The following is a 14,589-nucleotide window of genomic DNA, read 5'->3' as shown; positions in this document are numbered from 1 at the left end:
CCATGATGAGCGCAGAACCCTGAATTCCGAAAGAGCGAGATGTCCAACTTCGAAGCTATAGTTCCAGCGCTTGCACAGGCGCTGGAAAAACGCGGTTATTCCGAACTGACGCCGGTGCAGAAGGCGGTTCTGGAGCTCGGCCAGGCCGATGCACTGGTGTCGGCACAGACCGGCTCCGGCAAGACCGTCGCTTTCGGTCTTGCTCTGGCGCCCACGCTTCTCGACGGCGCCGAGCGCTTTGACCGCGCGGCGGCGCCATTGGCATTGGCCGTGGCGCCGACGCGCGAACTGGCGCTGCAGGTGACACGCGAACTGGAATGGCTCTATGAGCTGACCGGCGCTACGGTGGCGTCCTGCGTCGGCGGCATGGACATGCGCACCGAGCGGCGCGTGCTGGACCGCGGCGCCCATATCGTCGTCGGCACCCCCGGCCGCCTGCGCGACCACATCACGCGGCATTCGCTCGACATGTCGGCGCTCAAGGCCGTGGTGCTGGACGAGGCCGACGAGATGCTCGATCTCGGCTTTCGCGAGGACCTCGAATTCATTCTCGATGCCGCCCCGGCCGACCGCCGAACGCTGATGTTTTCGGCCACCGTGCCGCGTTCGATCGCAACGCTGGCCCAAGGCTATCAGCGCGATGCCATCCGCATCTCGGCCGCCGGCGAGGAAAAGCAGCATCTCGACATCGAATACCGGGCGCTGAGCGTCGCCCAGGCCGACCGTGAGAACGCCATCATCAACGTGCTGCGGTTCTACGAGGCCAAGAACGCGCTGGTGTTCTGCAACACCCGCGCTGCCGTCAACCACCTGACCGCACGCTTCAACAACCGCAATTTTTCCGTTGTCGCGCTGTCGGGCGAGCTCAGCCAGAACGAGCGCAGCCACGCACTGCAAGCAATGCGCGATGGTCGCGCCAAAGTCTGCATCGCCACTGATGTCGCGGCGCGCGGCATCGACCTGCCCAATCTCGAACTGGTGATCCACGCCGACCTGCCGACCAACCCGGAAACGCTGCTGCATCGCAGCGGCCGCACCGGGCGCGCCGGGCGCAAGGGCGTCAGCGCGCTGATCGTGCCGGGCAGCGCCCGCAAGCGCACCGAGCGGCTCTTACAGAACGCCGGCCTCAAGGCGACATGGGCAAGCCCACCCTCGGCCGACGACGTGATGCGGCGTGACGACGAGCGCATCCTGGCCGATCCAGTTTTTGACGAGGCCGTGAAGGATGATGAGCGCGAGTTTATCGATGCACTGCTCGCCAAACATGGCGCCGAACAGGTGGCGGCCGCCTTCGTGCGCCAGTGCCGCGCCAGCCGCTCGGCGCCCGAGGATCTCCTGGATATCGCCCCGTTCACGCCTTCGCGGGAAAGACCGGCGGGCGAAAAATTCGCGCACCGCGACGAGGCTCCCAGCCGCCGCGACGATTTCGGCGACAGTGTCTGGTTCTCGCTGTCGATCGGACGGCGGCAGAATGCCGAGCCGCGCTGGCTGATCCCGATGCTGTGCCGCACCGGCAGCATCTCGAAGCGCGAGATCGGCGCCATCAAGATGCAGCCGGAAGAAACCTTCGTGCAGATCGCCGCCGACTGGGCCGACCGTTTTCTGGCCGCGATCGGTCCCGACCGCAAACTGCAGGGCAACATCCTGGTGAAGCGGCTGGAAGGCACGCCGGACCTGTCGCGCGCCGGCTACCAGCCGCCGAGCCCGGACAAGAAACCGCACCGCGGCAAGGCGCCATTCGACCCGAACGCGCCAAAGCGCAAATTCGAGAAGCGTGCGCCGGCTTCAGCCGACCAGCGCCCGGCAGCCGCGCATGAGGCAAAGCCATGGGCGAAAAAGCCGGGCAAGCCGAAATTCGACAATGCCGGTCCGCCGAAGCACAAGAAGCCGAAGCGGCCGTCTTAGACCGTCCTGTCTTTGGCGCGCTGGCGGGACGCGCTCTCCTGCAAGCCGGCCTTGATAGCGGCCCAGCTTGCCGATGCCGGCGTCGGCCGATGCTGCATGGCAATGCGCTCGGCAAGCGACGAACGCCAGGCGTGATCCTCCGCCATCCTGCGAATCGCGGCATACCAGCCAGCCTGGTCGTTGGAATCGATCGCCGGCATCAGGCCGCCGCTCGCCTCGATCAGCGACGGCGTGGTCGAGACGATGACCGGAACGCCGAAATCGAGACATTCCGAGGCGCCGTAGCCCCAGCCCTCTATGTGGGAGGGGAAGACGCCGAAAGTGGCGCTGCGATAATATTGGATGAGCTGATCGTCGCTGACCAGCCCGGTGAACGTCACCGACGCGGCAAGCTCGGGATGCGCTTTGAGAAAAGCCTTCAACTCGTCGATCATCCAGCCCCAGCGCCCGGCACAGACAAGCCGCGGCAGCTTGACGCCTTCTTCCAGCGCCTGCTGCCAGATCCGCGCCAGCAGGATGTGGTTCTTGCGCACTTCGATGGTCGAACAGTAGAGCACGAACGGCTCACCGCCCTCGATGCGCGAGGTCGTGCCCATGCGGGAAGCGGTCTCGTGCAGGATCGAGGGCATCGGAAAGCGGTACACCACCGGTGCGGCGATGCCGGCCTTGCGCATATGCTCGGTCAGTGTCGCGCCAACCTCATCGGAGGCGCAGAATGCCGGAGCGCCGGAGCGCACGAGGTGTTCGAGATAGGGTCCGAAACGGCGCTCGCCGGTGCCCGCGCCAAGCAGGTCGGGGCGCAAGGCCGGGATGATGTCATGGCACAGGAAAGCCAGCTTGCCGGCGGCACCCGAAACGGCGGATCGGTCCTCCTGGGTCAGGATGTGATGGCTGATCAGCACAAGCGCCTGCTTGGTCCCGGCCGGCTGGCTTGCGGCATCCGGGGGTAAGCCCAACCGGATCTTCATCCGCTGGCACAGACGATAAGCGCGGATCAGCAGCCGCGTCGCCTGATAGGCGATCCCCTTGCGGCCGTTGGTCACCGTCTTGGCGAGATGGCGGTCAGTCTCGCGCTTGGCCCAAGGCTGCTGCCGCACCGCCTCGAAGGCCTGCGACAGCGCCGCGCTTCGCCCCGGCCATCGTTTCACACGATGCGGTAAAATCTCGCCCGCCGCGACATGGTCCTGTTCATAAGGTGCAAGCGGTCGAAACCGGCCTTCCCCGGACCTGAACGCCACCACCTCGACGCAGGGATCGGGATCCGCCAGCGCCGCGTTGACGAGAAAGCTTTCCACCCGCGGAATGCCCGCCAGGCCCTTGCCGGGAGGCCAGAACATCAGACCTGTGGCGTCGATGGCCAATGTCGGGGAGACCGGTGTCGAGGACCTTGCGATCTTCCCGTCTTCGATCACAGCGCCGGCATCGGAACGTTCGACTGTCATTGTCTGCTTTGGCGAAACGGTTGCACTCGATGTCTTATGCTTTATTTGCCGCGAAGGCGGTAGCCAGGGAACACGGCTTGCCCCCAAGCTCGGCCCTGTGCCACATCTTGGCAGGGACGCGGTGACAAGGGGGTGGGTTATGCGCGGCGAAGTGCTTCACTACGACGAGAACCAGGGCTTCGGCTTCATCACCGGAGCCGACGGCAACCGTTACACCTTCACCCGCGAGAACCTGCGCCGCCAGGCAGCAATGCCCAACGGCACGGCGGTCGAGTTCCAGCCAGGCGGCGGCCAGGCGCGCGACGTCTTTCCGGTGGCCGCCCAGACCGCAAGCCCGGCCGCCGGCACAAGCGCCGCGCCGGTTCCAGCCAACCCTGCACCTGCGGCCGCCGTATCGCAGACGCAGCCTTTCGGCCGGACAGCCGAGACGGCCGAGCCCACCGATCTCTGGGGCTATTTCTGGCGTAGCGTGACCCAGAACTACTTCAATTTTGCCGGCCGCGCCCGGCGCAAGGAATATTGGAGCTATTGCCTGTTCTGGACGGTTTGCCTGCTGATCATCGGTGGCATCGGCATCTTCACCGACATCGAAATGGGCAATTTCGACACCAGCTTCTCAGCGGCGGTCACCGTTGGCGTGTGCGGCACCTTCCTGCTGGCCACCTTCCTGCCCAGCCTCGGCATGATCGTGCGCCGCCTGCACGACATCGGGCTGACCGGCTGGCTCTGCCTGGTGATCGTGATCCCCACCATCGGCAGTTTGATCATCCTGGTCTTTGCGTTCATCCCGACGCAGGCCCGCGAAAACCAGTGGGGACCGGTGCCGGCGGGCGTCCGAATATAACGACCCCGGCGGCATACCCGTCCGAAACTGCATAAAAACAAGGAGTTGGCACCGTCCAGGCGAAGCAGCAAGATTCCTCTTGCAATTTACTCTGTGCACAGATAGTCTGTGCACAGATCGAATGGTCGATCGGACAGGAGTCAAGACAATGTGGACCAATGAATACACCGCGATTTCCTCGCTTCCCGCAGCGGCCATCTGGAACGCGCTGAAGGCTTTGCACGAAGGCCGCCTCACTTATGAAGGGTCGGATAATTTCGTGCTGCACGGGCCGTTCGCCAAGGGCACCCGCGTCTCGGTGACGCCGGTCGGGCAGGACACGTTTGAATCTGTTATCGTCGATCTCGTCGATAACGTCACCTATGCCGACGAGACCTCGTTCGGTGACACCAGACTCTTGTTCCGCCATACGCTGGTGCCCGTCGAAGGCGGCACGCAGGTGACGCACAGGCTCGAAATATCAGGACCCTCGGCCGCCGAGGTCGGACCCGAACTCGGCCCGCAGATCAGCGGCGATTTCGACGTCTCGATGGCCAAATTGTTCGAGCAGGCAGAGGCATTGGCGAAAAATGGCTGATGGGCAGGATTTGAACACGCGCTTCAGCGGACCTTCGGAGAGCCCCGGCTTGTTGCTCTGGCGAACCACCATGCGCTGGCAGCGCGTCATGACGGCGGCGCTCGCGCCGCTCGACCTGACGCATGTCCAGTTCGTGCTGCTGGCCTCGGCGATGTGGCTCGGCCGTGACGGCGAGCCGCCCAACCAGGTGCAGCTCGCCGCCCAGGCTGGCACCGAAGTGAAGATGACGTCTGATGTCGTTGCCCGGCTCGAGGCAAAAGGACTGATTGCGCGAGAGACGGACCCCAGGGATTCCCGGGCCAAGGTGATCCGCATCACCCCAACAGGGGCGGCGGCCGCGCAGCGCGCCATCGTCGCTGTCGAAGCCGCCGACGCGGCCTTCTTCCAGTCCGTGGATGAGGCGCAGCTCGTCGGCCTGCTGCGTCAGCTGGCTGGCGATATCCGTTGAGACTGGCCCCTGGGGCTTAAGCCAGGAATTTGGCGATGATCGCGTCGCCCATCTCGACCGTGCCGACCTCGGTCATGCCCTCGGACAAAATATCCTTGGTGCGCAGGCCCTGATCGAGCACGGCGGCGATCGCGCTTTCCACGCGGTCGGCTTCCTCGACCATGCCGAAGGAATAGCGCAAGCACATGGCGAAAGAGGCGATCATGGCGATCGGGTTGGCGATGCCCTTGCCGGCAATGTCGGGCGCCGAGCCGTGCACCGGCTCGTAGAGCGCCTTGCGCTTCTTGGTCTTGGCATCAGGCGCGCCGAGCGAGGCCGACGGCAGCATGCCGATCGAGCCGGTCAGCATGGCGGCGATGTCGGACAGCATGTCGCCGAACAGATTGTCGGTGACGATGACGTCGAACTGCTTTGGCCAGCGCACCAGCTGCATGCCGCCGGCGTCGGCCAGCATGTGGTCGAGCTTGACGTCGGCATAGCGCGCCTTGTGGGTCTGGGTGACGACCTCGTTCCACAGCACGCCCGACTTCATGACGTTGCGCTTTTCCATCGAAGTGACGTGGTTCTTGCGGGTGCGCGCCAGCTCGAAGGCGACGCCCGAAATGCGCTCGATCTCGAACGTGTCATAGACCTGCGTGTCGATGCCGCGCTTCTGGCCGTTGCCGAGATCGATGATCTGCTTGGGTTCGCCGAAATAGACGCCGCCGGTCAGCTCGCGCACGATGAGGATGTCGAGGCCTTCGACAACTTCCTGCTTGAGCGACGAGGATGCCGCCAGCGCCGGATAGCAGATGGCCGGGCGCAGATTGGCGAACAGCTCCATGTCCTTGCGCAGCCGCAGCAGGCCGGCCTCGGGGCGCACCTCATAAGGCACCGCATCCCATTTCGGGCCGCCGACCGCGCCAAACAGCACCGCGTCGGCCGTCATGGCCTTTGCCATGTCGGCATCCGAAATCGCAGCACCATGCGCGTCGTAGGCACAGCCACCGACCAAGCCCTCATCGGTGACGAAGCCGCTGCCGAACTTGTCGTTCATGGCCGTTATCAGCTTCTTGACCTCGGCCATGGCCTCGGGGCCGATGCCGTCGCCGGAGAGCAGGAAAAGATGCTTCGTTGCCATGGAGAAAACCGTCCCAGAAAAGATTTGAACCGGCGCTTTGCTAAACGCCAAGCGTCCGGCGCGCAAGCCTAGGGTTGAGAAGCGCTCTTCACCGATGCGAGAGAATGTTGACCAGCCGGCCGAAGGGATCGCGCACATAGAAGCGCCGCACGCCCCAGGGTTCGTCGGCCGGTCCGTATTCGATGGCGAAGCCGGCGGCCTTCATGCCTTCGAATGCGGCCGGGACATCGTCGACCTCGATCGACAGATCCGGCACCGGCGTGCCCGAGCCGCCCTGCTCGGCAAAGCTGATCTGCACATCCATTTTTTCTTGCGAGCCATAGGTGGCGATCCAGCCGTGATCCATGAGCAGATCGAGACCGAGCACGTCCTGATAGAATCGCTTGGCCGCCACGATATCTGATGTTTCGATGTTGGCGATGATGCGCCGGACTTTCATGCCGTCCGCCGCAGCGCCGTCACTTCGATCTCGATCTTCATTTCCGGCTTGTTGAGCTGGCAGACGATCATCGTCGCCGCCGGCCTGATGTCGCCGAAGGTCTCGCCCAGGATCGGGAAGACCACGTCCACGAAGGCCTGGTCGGTGATGTAGTAATGCGCCCGCACCACATCTGCCATGTCGAAGCCGCCATCGTGAAGCGCCTTGCCGATCGTCGCCAGGCAATTGCGCGTCTGCGCCTCGACGGTCTCCGGCATCGTCATCGTCGCATAGTCGTAGCCGGTCGTCCCGGAGACGAAGCACCAGTCGCCCTGCACCACGGCCCGCGAATAGCCGGCGGTCTTTTCGAACGGCGAGCCGGTGGAGATGAGTTTTCGCATAAGAATTCCTCACTGTGTCTGGTGACCATCTTGATGGAGGGCGAGCCACCGCGCCATATGCCAGGCAGGGGCGATTGTTGCCCCGACAACGCCTCTGAAGCTTTCGAGCTGCTGTTCATGGCTTTTGAGTTGTGACACTCTTGCCAGCCTCGGTAGCTGGAGGCGGCGATGGTCATACGAGTGAAGATGGCCCCGGATAGCAATGGCATCATCCGGATCAAATGCGGTGACACCGATTTTGAAATTGAGGTGGAGGGCTATCAGCCCACAGCAGGAGGGGCCGGATCGCCAATAATTCCCGGCGACGTTCCCATAAACCCGGGTGACATACCAGGCATCTATCTCAATGTGCCGAAAAAGGCAGACGGCAAAATCGATATCGAACAGCTTCTGAGAGATTTCGAAGACCAGATTTCCGATCCAGCCAAACCTGACCCGCAGATGGTCCTGCTTCAAGCCCGGCAGGCCGACCTTCACGAGGTCAGCCGTTTGAAACAGCAGATCGAGAAGAGCATGAGGGATATTCCCCTGGCGATCGACTTCGGCGACCTGGGACGCTTGAAGAAATGAGCGACCCGACGCCGCCCGTTGTGACAGCAATGGCAGCCGGGTCACAGTCGTTGAGAGATACCGCCAAATGGCTCGTGGGCGGAGTGGTGGCGACCGCTGCCGCCGTCTTTGCCGGCAGTTCCCTGACATCGCTCGGAGCGCTTGATCCGACCGAAGACAGGCAGAGGATGCTGCTGGCCCTTGGCGCTCTTCTTGTCGGATTCGCTGGCCTCGCCATCATCCTTATTCCGGCACTTCGCATTCTTGTCGTCGAAGCCAGGACGTTTCGAGAATTCGCCACTTCCACTGATCCGGAAATCAGCATGGTGAGGAACCGTCTGCTTTCGCGTTATCAAAAGGAGTTCCCGGCGGGTGCGGACTCCTTCGACCGCTATCAGCAATATGTTGACGAAGCGCAGACGCGCATAAAGCAGGGCGGTAAGGATAAAACCGATACTGACTTGATCGCCAAGGCCACAACCGACTTCGCCACATTCAACGCCGATGCCGGGTTCAACGTCGTGCGCAACCGGTTCACATACCTTTGCTACGGGCTGGCCATTGGCACGCTGTTGGCAATTCTAGGCTTCGGCGTGTTCGCCTGGGCAGCAAATCCGCCGCCGGCCAAATCCCCACCTCCGGCTTTCTCGCTGACCATTCAGGGAAAACAATAGCGCCGGCCATCAGCACCGAACGGCCGATCCGGCATAGGGGCCGGGTTAGTGTCCAGCTACTCGGATCGTCACACTCGCAGTTGCGCCAGGACGCCTGCGATATCGCCCATGCCCCAATGCTCGACGATGAGGTCGTCTTGCACCCGAAAAATGTCGCAGGAGGTGAAGCGCAGTGTCCGGCCGGTCGGTGCCACACCGAAGTAGGCACCCTTGTGTGTGCCGCTGTAGACGAAGCTCGCGGCCACATGATCCTTGTCCGCGACCACGACTTCCCTGGCAACCTTGAGGTCCGGCATTGCCACCAGCCGCGCCTTGAAGAAGGCCACGGTTCCCTGTTTCGGCGTGATGTTCGCGGGCGGCGGTGCCGCGGCGCTTTTTTGATGATTCACATAGGTGTCGGCGAACAGTTCGGAGAAGCCGTCAATATCGCCTGCGCTCAATGTCGCCGCGAACCGTTCCGCCAGTGATTGAGGCGAGGCCGCTGCCCGAGCCAGCGTCGGTGCGAGCAGGCCGCCGCCGAGAAGCAGCCCGGCCGTCGTTACTTGTCGCCGATTCTGCATCGTGACCTCCGTCGGGAAATGGCAACAGGAAACCCGTCGCTTGGCGATGCCCGCTAATTCGCAGCGCCCTGGGCCTTGTCCAGCGCTGCCTTGATATTGGCCGGCCATGTCGCCAGCGCCGGCCAGCCCTTTGGCTGGCCATCGTCGCCGCGGCGGGCGAAGTAGAGCTTGTGCTTGGCCGGGTCGACCGCCATGAAGCCGTCATTGCCGCCGCAATCATGCGGTACGCAACCTGTGGCGTAGAAGGCGCCGGACGCCGTCTTTTCCGTGCCGCCGCCGACCAGCAGGCTGGTCGCCATGTCGGTCATGTCCTTGCCCAGCAGCGTCTCGGCTTGCCTGTAGACGGCCTCATTGTGGAAGGCATCGATGATGTTCTGATACTTTTCCGGATCGATGTCTTTCCAGTCGGTGCCGGGTTCCGGCATATAGGTAAGATTGCCTGAAATCGTCAGCCCGTCCGTCGGCGACCACTGCAAAGCCGGCTTCTCTTCCCCCGGCAGGAGATAGGGCACGAAATAGATGGCGCTGTCGGACACCGCCGTGGGCGGGGCGCCGCATTCGTCCTGCTCGACCTTGGTGCTCTGGATGGTGCCGCCTTCCGGCTTCCAGACGATCACCGTCGCCGGGCCGCACTGATTGCCGCCATCGCCGACGGCGAACAACGCCACCTTGACGCCGCCGACCTCGACAATCTTGTCGAAGAAAACATCATAATTGCTGGCCAACTGCCGGCCGTCATAGGCCAGCACCTTCTCGCCATACTGTTCCTTCTGGGTGATGGTCAGCTGGCCGCCCTCAAACGGCACAGGTGCCTGCTTGTCGTCATCGGCAGCATTGGCGGCGTTCGTTCCCGGATCGGCTGCCGGCTGATCCGCCGCCGGCGCCGGCTGTGCGGCGGGCGTTTGTGTCTGCGCAAACGCGCTAGCCGCGGGCACCACCAACAACGCCAGCCCGCAAACGCCGGCCAGAAGCGAACGTGTCATGACTGCCCTCCCCATTCAGTCGCCGCGAACCCGGCCGAAAGGCCGGGTCTATCCGTTAGAAGCAGCCGCTCAGGCCCAGGGGCGCTGTTCGGCGTTGCGCTTCTCGAACGAGGCGATGGCGCCGGCCTTCTCCATGGTCAGGCCGATGTCGTCGAGCCCGTTGAGCATGCAGTGCCGCCTGAACTCGTCGAGGTCGAATTTGACCACGCCGCCGTCGGGGCCACGGATTTCCTTGGCTTCGAGATCGACCGACAAAGTGGCGTTGGAGCCGCGCGAGGCGTCGTCCATCAGCTTTTCCAGATCCTCGGGGCTGACGGTGATCGGCAGCACACCGTTCTTGAAGCAGTTGTTGTAGAAGATGTCGGCAAACGAGGTTGAGATGACGCAGCGAATGCCGAAATCGAGCAGCGCCCACGGCGCATGCTCACGGCTCGAGCCGCAGCCGAAATTATCGCCGGCGACGAGGATCTGCGCCTTGCGGTAGGCGGGCTTGTTGAGCACGAAGTCCGGATTTTCCGAACCGTCGTCCTTGTAGCGCATTTCGGCGAACAGGCCGGTGCCAAGCCCGGTGCGCTTGATCGTCTTGAGATAATCCTTCGGGATGATCATGTCGGTGTCGACATTGACGATCGGCATGGGAGCGGCGACGCCGGTGAGCTTGGTGAATTTTTCCATGGCTTTGGCCCGTTTTTTTGTTGCGGGGGGATTTGCTGAGGCACGGTTTACACAAAGCCGAGGGCAAATAAAAGGCAACTGTTTGTGCGCGCTGGCACAAGAGTGCCGCTTAAGAACAGCTTCGAATTCGCCACCCGTTGGTGCAGTCTGGCTGCCATGGCTGAAAACTCTCATGTCCTCTACAACAGCGAACCCGCGCTCGACATCGCCGAATTCCGCCGCGTTCTGGTGGAATCCGGCCTCGGCGAGGCACGGCCTGTCGATGATCCCGTCAGGCTGCAGGCGATGCTGTCGGGCGCCAATCTGGTGCTGACAGCGCGCCTCGACATCGAAGGCAAGCCGCTGATCGGCCTCCTCCGCGCCGTCACCGACTTCTCCTGGGTGTGTTATGTCTCGGAGCTCGCCGTTTCCCAATCGGCGCAGGGACTTGGCATTGGCAAAGGCCTGCTGAACGAGGCGCGGCGACAGCTCGGCCCATCGGTCGCCATCAGCCTTCTCTCCGTGCCCGACGCCGTTGGCTTCTACGAGCGCATCGGCATGAAGCGCATGCCAGACGCCTTCTGGTTCGACCGAAAGGGTTGATTTTTCGCCTGTGACTGCAGCCGGTAAATGGCAAGCGCTTTTGCCGCTTGACATGCAACCAAATGGTTGCATATTAAGGCCATGAGCATGGATGCAGTTTTTCGCGCCCTGGCCGACCCGACACGCCGGCAGTTGCTGGACAGCCTCCATGCCAGGAACGGGCAGACGCTGAACGCTCTATGCGAGGAGATGGCCATGACGCGCCAGGCGGTGGCCAAGCATCTGGCGATCCTGGAGGAAGCAAACCTCCTCACCACGCTCCGCCGGGGCCGTGAGAAGGAGCACTACCTCAACCCAGTTCCCATCAACGAGATCGCCGAACGCTGGATCGGCAAATTCGAGCGGGGCCGGCTGACGGCCCTCAGCGATCTGAAGAAACGCCTCGAAAGGGAAGACTGATGGCCAATAGCTTCGTTTACGTGACCTACATCCGCACCACGCCCGAGAAGCTCTGGGAGGCCCTGACCGACCCGGAGTTCAACCGGCAGTTCTTCCTCTGCTCCTATCAGGAGAGCGATTGGAAAGTGGGCTCCAGCTGGAAACTGATATTCCCCGACGGCCGCGTCGCCGACAGCGGCGAGATCCTCGAGATTGATCCGCCGCGACGCCTGGTCATCAAATGGCGCAACGAATGGATGCCCGAGGTGAGGGAAGACGGCTACACGCGCTGCACCTTCACCATCGAACAAGATGGCGAGTTGATGAAGCTTGCCGTCACCCATGAAGCAGACGGGCCACACAGCCTGATCGGCAATGTCGCCAAGGGGTGGCCGTTGGTGCTGGCCAGCCTGAAGAGCCTGCTTGAGACCGGCAAGGGTTTTGAGCGCCCGCCATCAAAACGATGAAGGCTCGTTTCGATACCGAAACAAATATTCGCTGGAAGCGCCCATGATGCACCGCCCTATCGCGCAGAGCATGACCAATGGCGAAACCGTCATGGCATCGGCCGACATCGAAGCACCTCCGGAACACATTTTCAGGGCACTGATCGGCAAGGAAGTCGAGCAATGGTGGGGGTCCGCCCATACCAACCGGGTGCTCGATTGGTCAGCCGACCTTCGCGTCGGCGGCCACTGGACGGTTGTCGTCCGCACGGCTGACGGCAGGGACCTGCCGGCCGGCGGCGAATTCCTCGAGATCGAAGCGCCGCGCCGCATCGTCCAGACGCGGGCCTATGCATGGGACCACCCCACGCTTGGCAGGCGGCAGACGACGGTTGCCTGGCTCCTGGAACCCGTCGCCAAGGGCACGCGCCTCACCATCTGCCATGGCGGCTTTGCCGGGCTGCGTGCAGCGGCCACAGAGCATGCCGAGGGTTGGGGCCGGATGCTGACCTCGCTGCAGGCATATGTCGAGGCTGGAAGACTGTCGGCGGCCTGAGCATCGGGTCCGTTGGCAGCGATCTTCACGCATCTTCGCCTTGACCCGCACCGCATCTGGTCCACATCCCATGCATGGAAGAGCGGGGATGTTTCATAGGCACGGCCGGCTGGGGAATTCCAACCCGACACAGGCAGGACTTTCCGCAACCCGGATCGCATCTCGAGCGCTACTCCAGGCACTTTCCGATCGTCGAGATCGACACGTCCTTCTACAAGCCGCATCGCCGCGAGACTTATCAGCGCTGGGCAAACGCCGTGCCGGAGCACTTCCGCTTTGCCGTCAAGACACCCAGGACAATAACCCATGAGCATCGCCTCGCGGATTGCGATGCGCACGCCGATGCGTTTCTTCATCAGGTCGAAGGTCTCGGCGGCAAGCTGAGCGTGCTTCTGGTGCAACTGCCGCCGAGTTTGCCGTTCGAAGCGGATGTCGTGAGCGATTTCTTCGACATGTTGAGCAAGCGAACAAAGGCGCGGCTGGCATGCGAACCGCGCCACCCCAGCTGGTTCGAAGCCGAGGCGGAGGCGCTTCTGGCCGGCCGCCGTATCGCCCGCGTTGCCGCCGACCCGGCTCCGGTTCCTCTCGCGGCGACGCCGGGCGGCTGGCCCGGCCTCGCCTATTTCCGCTGGCACGGCGCGCCGCGCGTGTATTACTCGGACTACAACGCCGAAAGCCTCGACCGGATCGGCCGCCAGGTGCAAGCAGCGGCCGATTCGGGCGCCGAAGTCTGGGGGATTTTCGACAACACGGCATCAGGCCATGCGCTTGGCAACGCTCTCAAGGTTGAGGCGATGATTGCCCAGGCGCTTCTTCCTTCTCCCACAGGGGGAGAAGGAAGAGGCGCCTCTCAAATCACATTCAATTCCCGAAACGCCCGTCCCTCAGCCACGCGCCCATAGCCGAACGCCCTGCAATCCACCGTCCGATACCCGCCATGCACGATCAGTTCCGCCAGCGCCTTGCCGACCGCCGGCGCCTGCTGCAGGCCGTGGCCGGAAAAGCCGTTGGCGAACAGGAAATTGCCGACCTCTGGATGCGGGCCGATCACCGCGTTCTGGTCCAGCGTGTTGTAATCATAGTGTCCGGCCCAGGCGCGCGTCGCCTTGATCGCTTCGAAGGCCGGAATGCGGGTTGCCAGCACCGGCCAGATCACCTCTTCGAACAGCGGCCAGTCGACTTCGAAATCCTTGGGGTCGGCCGGGCCGTCGCCCTCTTCCGGCTCGGCGCCACCGGTAAGGTAGACCGAGCCTTCCGGCCTGACATAGATGCCGGAGGGATCGACCAGCAGCGGCATGTCGGCATATTTCTCGCGCGCCTCGAAAACGAAGACGTTGCGCTTGCGCGGCTCGACCGGCAGCGAAAGCTGGGCAAGCGCCGCAACCTTGCCGGCGTTCGGCCCGGCGGCGTTGACGACGATGCCGGCTTCCAGCGTCTGGCCATTGTCGAGGGAGACACCGGTGACGCGGTTGCCGTCGCGCGCAATGCCGGTGACCGAAGCGGTGATGAAATCGATCTTCTTGTCGCGCAGTGCCTTGCGGAACAGCGTCAGCATCGCATGCGCGTCGAACCAGCCTTCGCCGCTCCGGCCATAGGCACCGGCGGAAACGCCCTCAGTCGACAGCCACGCGAAACGCCGCGTCAGCTGTTCGGCGTCCTCCAGCACGATGTCGGCGCCTTCGCCGATCTGCGCCTCATGATTGGCCTTGAGGATCGGCAGCCCGGCTTCTCCGGCGAGGATCAGGTAGCCGCCCTCGCGGAAACCGATATCGGCGTCCGCGCCGAATTCTTCCTTCAGCCGCCGGAACAGCTTTAGCGTGAACTGCGACAGGCGGATGTTTTCCGGGATCGAGAATTGCTGGCGGATCGAGGCCATGGACAGCGTCGTTGCCGCATGCGCGAATTGCGGATCGCGCTCGATCAGCGCGATCGACCCGGAAAACCCTTCCTCCCGCAGATAGTAGGCAATGGAGGATCCGACGATGGCCCCGCCGATGATGACGATGTCGTAGCGCATTTTTTCTCCGATCC

19 protein-coding genes are annotated in these 14,589 nt (G+C 63.2%); 11 read left to right on the top strand and 8 right to left on the bottom strand.

The window, feature by feature from the left end; genetic code table 11:
- Positions 1-39 precede the first annotated feature (39 nt).
- A complete protein-coding gene (locus A3A9_RS0114020; protein WP_027059342.1) occupies positions 40-1,905 on the top strand; it encodes a DEAD/DEAH box helicase in 1,866 nt (621 codons plus the stop codon).
- Here the strand turns inward: A3A9_RS0114020 and A3A9_RS0114015 are convergent.
- On the bottom strand, positions 1,902-3,347 hold the full coding sequence (locus tag A3A9_RS0114015; protein WP_027059341.1) for a glycosyltransferase: 1,446 nt from the start codon (positions 3,345-3,347) through the stop codon (positions 1,902-1,904). The genes A3A9_RS0114020 and A3A9_RS0114015 overlap by 4 nt on opposite strands.
- Positions 3,348-3,486: 139 nt before the next feature.
- Between A3A9_RS0114015 and A3A9_RS0114010 the strand changes: the two genes are divergently transcribed.
- The 3 genes from A3A9_RS0114010 to A3A9_RS0114000 all read left to right on the top strand — a co-directional run bounded on the left by A3A9_RS0114010 (position 3,487) and on the right by A3A9_RS0114000 (position 5,216).
- Positions 3,487-4,191, top strand: coding sequence for a DUF805 domain-containing protein (locus tag A3A9_RS0114010; RefSeq protein ID WP_027059340.1), 705 nt, complete (start codon positions 3,487-3,489; stop codon positions 4,189-4,191).
- Between the two features lie 148 nt (positions 4,192-4,339).
- A complete protein-coding gene (locus tag A3A9_RS0114005; RefSeq protein ID WP_027059339.1) occupies positions 4,340-4,768 on the top strand; it encodes a polyketide cyclase in 429 nt (142 codons plus the stop codon).
- Positions 4,769-4,817: 49 nt separating this feature from the next.
- Complete coding sequence (locus A3A9_RS0114000) at positions 4,818-5,216, top strand: MarR family winged helix-turn-helix transcriptional regulator (RefSeq protein WP_245279034.1); 399 nt, start codon at positions 4,818-4,820, stop codon at positions 5,214-5,216.
- Between the two features lie 16 nt (positions 5,217-5,232).
- On the opposite strand, the gene leuB is transcribed toward A3A9_RS0114000, so the two are convergent.
- From leuB to A3A9_RS0113985, 3 genes are all read right to left on the bottom strand, one after another.
- Complete coding sequence (gene leuB, locus A3A9_RS0113995; RefSeq protein WP_027059337.1) at positions 5,233-6,336, bottom strand: 3-isopropylmalate dehydrogenase; 1,104 nt, start codon at positions 6,334-6,336, stop codon at positions 5,233-5,235.
- Between the two features lie 88 nt (positions 6,337-6,424).
- Positions 6,425-6,775: a VOC family protein gene (locus A3A9_RS0113990; RefSeq protein ID WP_027059336.1), complete on the bottom strand. Its 351-nt coding sequence runs from the start codon at positions 6,773-6,775 to the stop codon at positions 6,425-6,427.
- Positions 6,772-7,155, bottom strand: a complete 384-nt coding sequence (locus tag A3A9_RS0113985; RefSeq protein WP_027031987.1) for a RidA family protein — start codon at positions 7,153-7,155, stop codon at positions 6,772-6,774. Before A3A9_RS0113985 ends, A3A9_RS0113990 begins: the two co-directional genes overlap by 4 nt.
- A 168-nt stretch (positions 7,156-7,323) precedes the next feature.
- Between A3A9_RS0113985 and A3A9_RS0113975 the strand changes: the two genes are divergently transcribed.
- On the top strand, positions 7,324-7,725 hold the full coding sequence (locus A3A9_RS0113975) for a hypothetical protein (protein WP_033838546.1): 402 nt from the start codon (positions 7,324-7,326) through the stop codon (positions 7,723-7,725).
- Positions 7,722-8,378: a hypothetical protein gene (locus A3A9_RS0113970; protein WP_027059334.1), complete on the top strand. Its 657-nt coding sequence runs from the start codon at positions 7,722-7,724 to the stop codon at positions 8,376-8,378. The genes A3A9_RS0113975 and A3A9_RS0113970 overlap by 4 nt, the downstream gene beginning before the upstream one ends.
- Before the next feature lie 68 nt (positions 8,379-8,446).
- On the opposite strand, the gene A3A9_RS41760 is transcribed toward A3A9_RS0113970, so the two are convergent.
- The 3 genes from A3A9_RS41760 to leuD all read right to left on the bottom strand — a co-directional run bounded on the left by A3A9_RS41760 (position 8,447) and on the right by leuD (position 10,596).
- On the bottom strand, positions 8,447-9,046 hold the full coding sequence (locus tag A3A9_RS41760) for an ester cyclase (RefSeq protein ID WP_082222070.1): 600 nt from the start codon (positions 9,044-9,046) through the stop codon (positions 8,447-8,449).
- On the bottom strand, positions 8,992-9,921 hold the full coding sequence (locus A3A9_RS0113960; protein WP_027059332.1) for a hypothetical protein: 930 nt from the start codon (positions 9,919-9,921) through the stop codon (positions 8,992-8,994). Before A3A9_RS0113960 ends, A3A9_RS41760 begins: the two co-directional genes overlap by 55 nt.
- 69 nt (positions 9,922-9,990) lie before the next feature.
- On the bottom strand, positions 9,991-10,596 hold the full coding sequence (gene leuD / locus A3A9_RS0113955) for a 3-isopropylmalate dehydratase small subunit (protein ID WP_027031989.1): 606 nt from the start codon (positions 10,594-10,596) through the stop codon (positions 9,991-9,993).
- 156 nt (positions 10,597-10,752) lie between these two features.
- On the opposite strand from leuD, the gene A3A9_RS0113950 reads away from it, so the two are divergent.
- The 5 genes from A3A9_RS0113950 to A3A9_RS38765 all read left to right on the top strand — a co-directional run bounded on the left by A3A9_RS0113950 (position 10,753) and on the right by A3A9_RS38765 (position 13,460).
- Entirely contained in the window at positions 10,753-11,178 is a 426-nt protein-coding gene (locus tag A3A9_RS0113950; RefSeq protein WP_027059331.1) for a GNAT family N-acetyltransferase, read from the top strand.
- Positions 11,179-11,259: 81 nt separating this feature from the next.
- The gene (locus A3A9_RS0113945; protein ID WP_082222068.1) at positions 11,260-11,577 is read left to right on the top strand and encodes an ArsR/SmtB family transcription factor; all 318 of its coding nucleotides are present in this window, start codon (positions 11,260-11,262) and stop codon (positions 11,575-11,577) included.
- On the top strand, positions 11,577-12,023 hold the full coding sequence (locus A3A9_RS0113940) for an SRPBCC family protein (RefSeq protein ID WP_027059329.1): 447 nt from the start codon (positions 11,577-11,579) through the stop codon (positions 12,021-12,023). The genes A3A9_RS0113945 and A3A9_RS0113940 overlap by 1 nt, the downstream gene beginning before the upstream one ends.
- Positions 12,024-12,066: 43 nt before the next feature.
- Positions 12,067-12,558 carry an SRPBCC family protein gene (locus A3A9_RS0113935; RefSeq protein ID WP_027059328.1) on the top strand — a complete coding sequence of 164 codons (492 nt, stop codon included), beginning with the start codon at positions 12,067-12,069 and terminating at the stop codon, positions 12,556-12,558.
- Between the two features lie 74 nt (positions 12,559-12,632).
- Complete coding sequence (locus A3A9_RS38765) at positions 12,633-13,460, top strand: DUF72 domain-containing protein (RefSeq protein WP_082222066.1); 828 nt, start codon at positions 12,633-12,635, stop codon at positions 13,458-13,460.
- On the opposite strand, the gene A3A9_RS0113925 is transcribed toward A3A9_RS38765, so the two are convergent.
- Entirely contained in the window at positions 13,409-14,575 is a 1,167-nt protein-coding gene (locus tag A3A9_RS0113925) for an NAD(P)/FAD-dependent oxidoreductase (RefSeq protein WP_027059327.1), read from the bottom strand. The genes A3A9_RS38765 and A3A9_RS0113925 overlap by 52 nt on opposite strands.
- Positions 14,576-14,589: the final 14 nt, after the last annotated feature.

Source organism: Mesorhizobium loti CJ3sym (assembly GCF_000472785.1).
In the GTDB taxonomy this organism is placed as follows: Bacteria; Pseudomonadota; Alphaproteobacteria; order Rhizobiales; family Rhizobiaceae; genus Mesorhizobium; species Mesorhizobium loti_E.
This window is presented reverse-complemented; position numbering and strand designations above follow the sequence as displayed.

What these genes read in the sequence shown, in the direction of transcription:
- A3A9_RS0113970 (WP_027059334.1), top strand. Translation starts at nt 7,722, where the DNA reads ATGAGCGACCCGACGCCGCCCGTTGTGACAGCAATGGCAGCCGGGTCA.
- A3A9_RS0113950 (WP_027059331.1), top strand. Translation starts at nt 10,753, where the DNA reads ATGGCTGAAAACTCTCATGTCCTCTACAACAGCGAACCCGCGCTCGAC.
- A3A9_RS0113945 (WP_082222068.1), top strand. Translation starts at nt 11,260, where the DNA reads ATGAGCATGGATGCAGTTTTTCGCGCCCTGGCCGACCCGACACGCCGG.
- A3A9_RS38765 (WP_082222066.1), top strand. Translation starts at nt 12,633, where the DNA reads ATGGAAGAGCGGGGATGTTTCATAGGCACGGCCGGCTGGGGAATTCCA.
- A3A9_RS0113960 (WP_027059332.1), bottom strand. Translation starts at nt 9,921, where the DNA reads ATGACACGTTCGCTTCTGGCCGGCGTTTGCGGGCTGGCGTTGTTGGTG.
- A3A9_RS0114010 (WP_027059340.1), top strand. Translation starts at nt 3,487, where the DNA reads ATGCGCGGCGAAGTGCTTCACTACGACGAGAACCAGGGCTTCGGCTTC.
- A3A9_RS0114015 (WP_027059341.1), bottom strand. Translation starts at nt 3,347, where the DNA reads ATGACAGTCGAACGTTCCGATGCCGGCGCTGTGATCGAAGACGGGAAG.
- A3A9_RS0113935 (WP_027059328.1), top strand. Translation starts at nt 12,067, where the DNA reads ATGATGCACCGCCCTATCGCGCAGAGCATGACCAATGGCGAAACCGTC.
- A3A9_RS0113940 (WP_027059329.1), top strand. Translation starts at nt 11,577, where the DNA reads ATGGCCAATAGCTTCGTTTACGTGACCTACATCCGCACCACGCCCGAG.
- A3A9_RS0114020 (WP_027059342.1), top strand. Translation starts at nt 40, where the DNA reads ATGTCCAACTTCGAAGCTATAGTTCCAGCGCTTGCACAGGCGCTGGAA.
- leuB (WP_027059337.1), bottom strand. Translation starts at nt 6,336, where the DNA reads ATGGCAACGAAGCATCTTTTCCTGCTCTCCGGCGACGGCATCGGCCCC.
- A3A9_RS0113985 (WP_027031987.1), bottom strand. Translation starts at nt 7,155, where the DNA reads ATGCGAAAACTCATCTCCACCGGCTCGCCGTTCGAAAAGACCGCCGGC.
- A3A9_RS41760 (WP_082222070.1), bottom strand. Translation starts at nt 9,046, where the DNA reads ATGGCCGGCCAATATCAAGGCAGCGCTGGACAAGGCCCAGGGCGCTGC.
- leuD (WP_027031989.1), bottom strand. Translation starts at nt 10,596, where the DNA reads ATGGAAAAATTCACCAAGCTCACCGGCGTCGCCGCTCCCATGCCGATC.
- A3A9_RS0113925 (WP_027059327.1), bottom strand. Translation starts at nt 14,575, where the DNA reads ATGCGCTACGACATCGTCATCATCGGCGGGGCCATCGTCGGATCCTCC.
- A3A9_RS0114005 (WP_027059339.1), top strand. Translation starts at nt 4,340, where the DNA reads ATGTGGACCAATGAATACACCGCGATTTCCTCGCTTCCCGCAGCGGCC.
- A3A9_RS0113975 (WP_033838546.1), top strand. Translation starts at nt 7,324, where the DNA reads ATGGTCATACGAGTGAAGATGGCCCCGGATAGCAATGGCATCATCCGG.
- A3A9_RS0113990 (WP_027059336.1), bottom strand. Translation starts at nt 6,775, where the DNA reads ATGAAAGTCCGGCGCATCATCGCCAACATCGAAACATCAGATATCGTG.